Annotated in this window: 5 protein-coding genes and 1 pseudogene; 5 read left to right on the top strand and 1 reads right to left on the bottom strand. The window is 68.4% G+C overall.

All coding sequences use genetic code 11. The features are described from left to right. The 5 genes from WBP48_RS00610 to WBP48_RS00590 all read left to right on the top strand — a co-directional run. On the top strand, positions 1 to 1,017 hold a 1,017-nt coding region (locus WBP48_RS00610), incomplete at its 5' end, for an MFS transporter (protein ID WP_424434528.1). A gap of 244 nt (positions 1,018 to 1,261) precedes the next feature. Continuing rightward, on the top strand, positions 1,262 to 2,803 hold the full coding sequence (gltX, locus tag WBP48_RS00605; protein ID WP_424434525.1) for a glutamate--tRNA ligase: 1,542 nt from the start codon (positions 1,262 to 1,264) through the stop codon (positions 2,801 to 2,803). Positions 2,804 to 3,192: 389 nt separating this feature from the next. Further along, complete coding sequence (locus tag WBP48_RS00600) at positions 3,193 to 3,393, top strand: helix-turn-helix domain-containing protein (protein ID WP_424434522.1); 201 nt, start codon at positions 3,193 to 3,195, stop codon at positions 3,391 to 3,393. After that, the gene (locus tag WBP48_RS00595) at positions 3,386 to 4,594 is read left to right on the top strand and encodes a tyrosine-type recombinase/integrase (RefSeq protein ID WP_424434519.1); all 1,209 of its coding nucleotides are present in this window, start codon (positions 3,386 to 3,388) and stop codon (positions 4,592 to 4,594) included. Before WBP48_RS00600 ends, WBP48_RS00595 begins: the two co-directional genes overlap by 8 nt. A gap of 9 nt (positions 4,595 to 4,603) precedes the next feature. Continuing rightward, positions 4,604 to 5,260 carry an NYN domain-containing protein gene (locus WBP48_RS00590; protein ID WP_424434516.1) on the top strand — a complete coding sequence of 219 codons (657 nt, stop codon included), beginning with the start codon at positions 4,604 to 4,606 and terminating at the stop codon, positions 5,258 to 5,260. Between the two features lie 136 nt (positions 5,261 to 5,396). On the opposite strand, the pseudogene WBP48_RS00585 reads toward WBP48_RS00590, so the two are convergent. Continuing rightward, positions 5,397 to 5,749: pseudogene (locus WBP48_RS00585) on the bottom strand (hypothetical protein); the annotation flags it as partial.

Genomic DNA, 5,749 nt, shown 5'->3' with positions numbered 1-5,749 from the left:
GCGCTCGCCCGTCGGCGCGGGCGCCGGATCGCCCTCGCGGGCGGCATGCTGATTGCACTCGTCGGCGTCGCGGCGGTGATCGCAGCGGCCGGTCTGCGGCTGTTCCCGCTGCTGTTGGCGGGATTCGCGCTCATCGGCGCAGCTCAGGCGGCGAACCTGCAATCCCGGTTCGCCGCGACGGATCTCGCGACCGCGGCATCCCGCGGACGCGACCTGTCGCTCGTCGTGTGGGCGACGACGATCGGCGCGGTGCTGGGACCGAACCTCGTCGGGCCGGGGGAGGTGCTCGGCGACGCCGTGGGGATGCTGGCGCTCACCGGTCCGTACCTGTTCACCGTCGTCGCGCAGCTGCTCGGTGTTGCGCTGTACCTCGTGGCGCTGCGGCCCGATCCGCTGCTGGTCGCGCTTCGGATCGCCGGGTCGTCGGCCGACGGTGCCGCCACGGGGATCGCGCGCACGGACCGACCGCGCGCGGCGAGGTACGCGATCGTCGCCATCGCGGGGGCGCACGGCGTCATGGTCGCGATCATGGCGATGACGCCGGTGCATCTGCTCCACGTGCCGGGCGGGGGCGACCTGCAGCTCATCGGACTGACCATCAGCCTGCACATTGCCGGGATGTTTGCCCTCTCACCCGTGTTCGGCGTGCTCGCAGATCGAGTCGGACGCATCCCCACGATCCTCGTCGGACAGGCGCTGCTCGTGGCTTCGCTGGTCACCGCCGCGATCGGGCAGGACTCGGCGACCGCCGTCACCGTCGCGCTGGTGCTGCTGGGACTCGGCTGGAGCGCGTCGACCGTCGCGGGGTCGGCGCTGCTCACGGAGTCGTCGTCGGAGGCCATGCGCACGCGCCGGCAGGGTCGCAGCGATCTCATCATGAGCCTCGTGGGCGGTGTCGGCGCGATCGGCGCCGGGTTCGTTTTGGGGGCGATCGGCTACGGCGGGCTCGCGCTCATGGCGTTGGTCGTCGTGGTCGCCGTCACCGTGCTGTCGCCGTATGCGCGCGCGGCGCGCTGAGCGGGCCGAGTGGGCTGAGTGGGCTGTGCGGGGTTCGGAGGCGCCATCCTGCGGGTGTGGCCGCCGGCGACCCACATCATGACGCCTCCCAACGGTGAGCGCCGCCGATCGGAGGCGCCATCCTGCGGGTGCGGCCGCCGGCGACCCACATCATGACGCCTCCGAAGCCTCGTCGCTGCCCGCCCGATCGCGCAACTCGCACCGAGCGGCAGGCCCCGGCATCCCCCGTCCTAGACTGGACAGGATGTCTGCCGCGATCGATCCCCGCACCACCACCGCTTCTGGAAGCGATGTCCGCGTCCGTTTCTGTCCGTCGCCGACCGGCCTGCCGCACGTCGGCATGGTCCGCACTGCGCTGTACAACTGGGCGTACGCGCGGCACACCGGCGGCAAGCTGATCTTCCGCGTCGAGGACACCGATGCCGCCCGTGACAGCGAGGAGAGCTACCGGCAACTCGTCGACGCACTGACGTGGCTGGAGATCGACTGGGACGAGGGCGTCGAGAAGGGTGGGCCGCACGGCCCGTACCGGCAGAGCCAGCGGCGGGAGATCTATGCCGAGGTGCTGGACACGCTCATCGCGGCCGGTGCCGTATACGAGTCCTACTCGACCGCGGAGGAGATCGATGCCCGCAACGAGGCGGCCGGCCGGGCGAAGCAGCTCGGCTACGACAACTTCGACCGCTCGTTGACGGAGGAGCAGAAGGCCGCGTTCCGTGCCGAGGGGCGCGAGCCGGCGTACCGGCTGCGCGTGCCCGATCGTGATCTCACGTATGTGGACTTGATCCGCGGCGAGGTGACGTTCCCGGCGGGCTCGTTCCCCGACTTCGTCGTCGTGCGCGCCGGAGGACAGGCGCTCTACACGTTCACCAATCCGGTGGACGATGCGCTGATGGGCATCACGCACGTCATCCGGGGTGAGGACCTGATGCCGTCGACGGCGCGCCAGCTTGCGCTGTACGGTGCGTTGATCGATGCCGGCGTGACGGAGTTCGTGCCGCGGTTCGGCCACATGCCGCTCGTCCTGGGCGAGACCGGCAACAAGAAGCTGTCGAAGCGCGACCCGAAGGCGGACCTGTTCCTGCTGCGCAAGAGCGGCTTCATCCACGAGGGGCTGCTGAACTATCTGTCACTGCTCGGGTGGTCGATCGCGGCCGACCGTGATGTCTTCTCGCGTGACGAGCTCGTTGCGGCCTTCGACATCGCCGACGTCAACCCCAACCCGGCCCGGTTCGACGAGAAGAAGGCGCAGTCGATCAACGGAGACCATATCCGCATGCTGGATGCCGAGGATTTCGCTGACCGGCTGGTGCCGTATCTTGCGGCCGCGGGGCTCGTGTCGGAGCCGCCGACGGCGTCGCAGCGAGCGATGCTGGATGCCGCGGCGCCGCTCGTGCAGGAGCGCATGCAGTTGCTGGGGGAGGCGCCGGGACTGCTCGCATTCCTCTTCCGCGAGTCCGGCGAGGCGATGACGTACGACGACGACGCCCTGAAGGGCTTGCCCGCGAATGCGGGCGAGGTGCTCGTCGCCTCGGTCGGTGCACTCGAGCTGGTGCCGGAGCAGGCCTTCACGGCGGCTGCGCTGCAGGAGGCGCTGGCCGGGGCATTGATCGAAGGGCTGGGCCTCAAGCCGCGCGTTGCCTACGGTCCGCTGCGGGTCGCCGTGAGCGGCCGGCGGGTGTCGCCGCCGCTGTTCGAGTCGATGGAGCTGCTTGGCAAGGCCGAGACAATTCGGCGCCTGGATGCGCTGGTTCAGCGTCTCGCGGTGGGCGCCACCGGTCGTTGAGCGAGCGGAGCGAGTCGAAACGCTGATCGCTCAGCAGTTTGGCTGCCCGCACAGCCTGGGATAAGCTAGACCCTCGGTACGGCTTCGGCCGAACCCCTTGGGGTATGGTGTAATTGGCAACACGGTTGATTCTGGTTCAATTGTTCTTTGATCGATTCGAGACGCCACGGCCAGTCTGACTCCCTGAAGCCCCTCGGATTTCCGGGGGTTTTCTGCATCCGGGAGCCCGCCGGAATCAGAGGTTCCCGGTGGCTCTCCAAGCCCAAAGTCCCGTTTTCGGTCCCGTAAACCCCGTCCAGAGGGGCGTTCACCAGAGGGTGCCCGTACCGCCCCGGCTGAGCCCGTGCTGGGCACAGCGACTCCGTGCAGCCGTGTCGTACCTGTTGGGTATGAGCGACGGCACCACGGAGACCCTGACGGAGATCCTCACCCCTGAGCAGGTCGCGGCCATGCTCCAGGTGTCGCCGCGCACGGTCGAGGAGTGGCGACGGACCCGTACCGGCCCGCCGTGGCGTCGCATGGGTCGGCACATCCGCTACCTGCGCCGCGAGGTGCTGGTCTGGTTCGAGGACCTCGACAGCGATGACTAGGCCGAAGCTGCGCGCCGGCCAACTCGGCGCGATCCAGAACATCCAACTGCCCAGTGGCCGATTCCAGGCACGCGCTCTCCTGGCAGACGAGCTGGGCAAGACGCAGCGTGTGAAGGCGAGCGGCGAGACCGCGGACGAGGCGACTGCCGCGCTGCGTGCCAAGGCCGAGTCGATTCGCACCGCGACGGGCGGGCCGACGATCAGGCGAGACGCGACCATCGCCGAGGCGTGCGTCGTGTTCCTGCACGACAAGACGCATTCGGGCACGGTCGAGGACTCCACGCTCGATGTGTACGAGTCGACGATCCGCAACGTCATCGTCCCCACCTGCGGCGAGCTGATGCTCCGAGACTTCACCGTCCGCCGGTGCAACCGCATCCTGGCCGAGATTCGGGAGAGCCGATCGCTGTCGGCGGCGCGGAAGGCCCGGTCGGTGCTGTCCCAGGTGTGCCTGACTGGCATCGAGTACGACATTCTCACGTCGAACCCGGTGCGGGACGCTCGTCGCTTGCCGCTGCCGGAGAAGAAGACTTCGGTGCTCACCCCGCCGCAGCTCATCATCGTGCAGCGCCTCATGCACGCCTGGCGGCTGGAAGATGGGCACGGGCCGCGGCCCAATGTGACGGTGCTGGAGAACGGCATGTGGATCATGGTCGGCACCAGCCAGCGCATCGGCGAGGTGCTCGCGCTGCGCCGATGCGACGTGGACATCACCGCGGACCCGCCGACGGCGCTCGTGGACGCGACGATCCAGTACAGCAAGAAGGAAGGCAGCAAGCGGAAGAAGGCCCCCAAGCGCACGCGGCAGAAGCGCCGCATCGCCCTGCCGAGCTTCGCCGCCGCCGCGATCCGTAGTCAACTCGCGCATACCGGCACCGACCCGGAGGCAGCCCTGTTCGCTACCAAGAGCGGCACGCCGATGACCGTAAGCAACTTTGAGCGGCTGCTGCGTACGTTCGTCGACGACAACGAGCAGGCGCTGCGGGCTGCGGCGATCAACACGGACGAGTTCTCCACGCACATCTTCCGGCGCACGGCCGCGACCATCGTGGAAGCCGCCGCAGGCATCACGCTCGCCTCCCGGCTGCTCGGGCACGCGAACGAGCAGGTCACCCGCAACAGCTACGTCGTGACCGCAGAGATGGTCGACCCCATCACCGCGGACATCATGGACGACGCCTTCGCGGGGCTCCTGGAATAGGGTCGGATGATGCGAGCGCGACGCACCGTGATGGTCTACGTTGACGGCTTCGCGCTGTACAAGGGCCTGCTTCAGCACGAGTTCCCGCAGTACCGATGGCTCGATCTGGAGGCGCTATCCCGACGCCTGTTCCCGCAACGCGAGGTCGTCGGCGTGAAGTTCTTCTCCGCCCCGGTGAAGCCCTTGACCAACAACCCTGGCATCGGCCAGCGTCAGCAGGTGTACTGGCGCGCCCTCCGCACGACGAACGTCGAGATCATCGAGGGCAAGTTCAACTTCGTGAAGCAGTACCTGCCGTTGCACCCGGAACAGCTTGACGCGGACGGCAGGGTGAAGACGATTCGCGTGAAGCGGCCCGAGGAGAAGGGCAGCGATGTCGCCCTGGCTACCCATCTTCTTGTGGATGCGTTCGAGAACCGGGCGGACTCCTATGCCGTCATGACGAACGACTCGGACCTTGTGCCGCCGATGCAACTGCTGAGCAGTAGGGGCAAGTCCCTCGCGCTCGTCTCCGTTGCCAGGGAGCGATACAACAAGGCGTTCGAGTCAGCAGGCGTGGAGACGGTGCGCCAGGTGCGCCGCGGAACGCTCGCCGCGTCCCAGCTTCCGCTAACGCTGCGCGACAGCGAGGGGCGAACGATCCGCAAGCCACCGACTTGGGTGTAGAAAAAAGCAGGCCCCCGATTTCTCGGGGGCCGCGCCCGGTAGCCGAAGCATCCGGGTGGTTATGGCACTGACTTTACTCCACTCGGGCCGAGTTCGGGGCAACACGGAGCAAAAGCACAGCTTCTGAGGGTGAGCACTACAGCCGCGGGGCGCTGCTCGACAGCGCGGTAGTAGGCGTCGCGGCGACGAAGGCGGGGGAGTCGTCTTCCCGTGCCCTGCCCTCCCGCGAACCCAGGTTCGGCTCGTAGGAGCGCACGGTCTTGACGGTCAGCTCGCTGCGGCTCGTCTGGACGCCGGGCGCGTCGAGGCCGCCTGCGGCCGGGGGCTCCGGTAGCTGGATGTCGTTGGCTCCGGTGATGACGCGCGCGGTGCCGCTGCACAGCAGCTCATGCGGGCCAGAGCTGTAGACGCTGGTGATCGGGCCGGGCACGGCCCCGACATCGCGGCCGAACGCGGCGGCGCGGGCGGCGACCAGGAGCGAGCCGGAGC

It is taken from the genome of Microbacterium sp., from assembly GCF_049661145.1.
In the GTDB taxonomy this organism is placed as follows: domain Bacteria; phylum Actinomycetota; class Actinomycetes; order Actinomycetales; family Microbacteriaceae; genus Microbacterium.
Note: the sequence above shows the minus strand (reverse complement) of the source record. Positions and strands in the feature narration are given on the sequence as shown.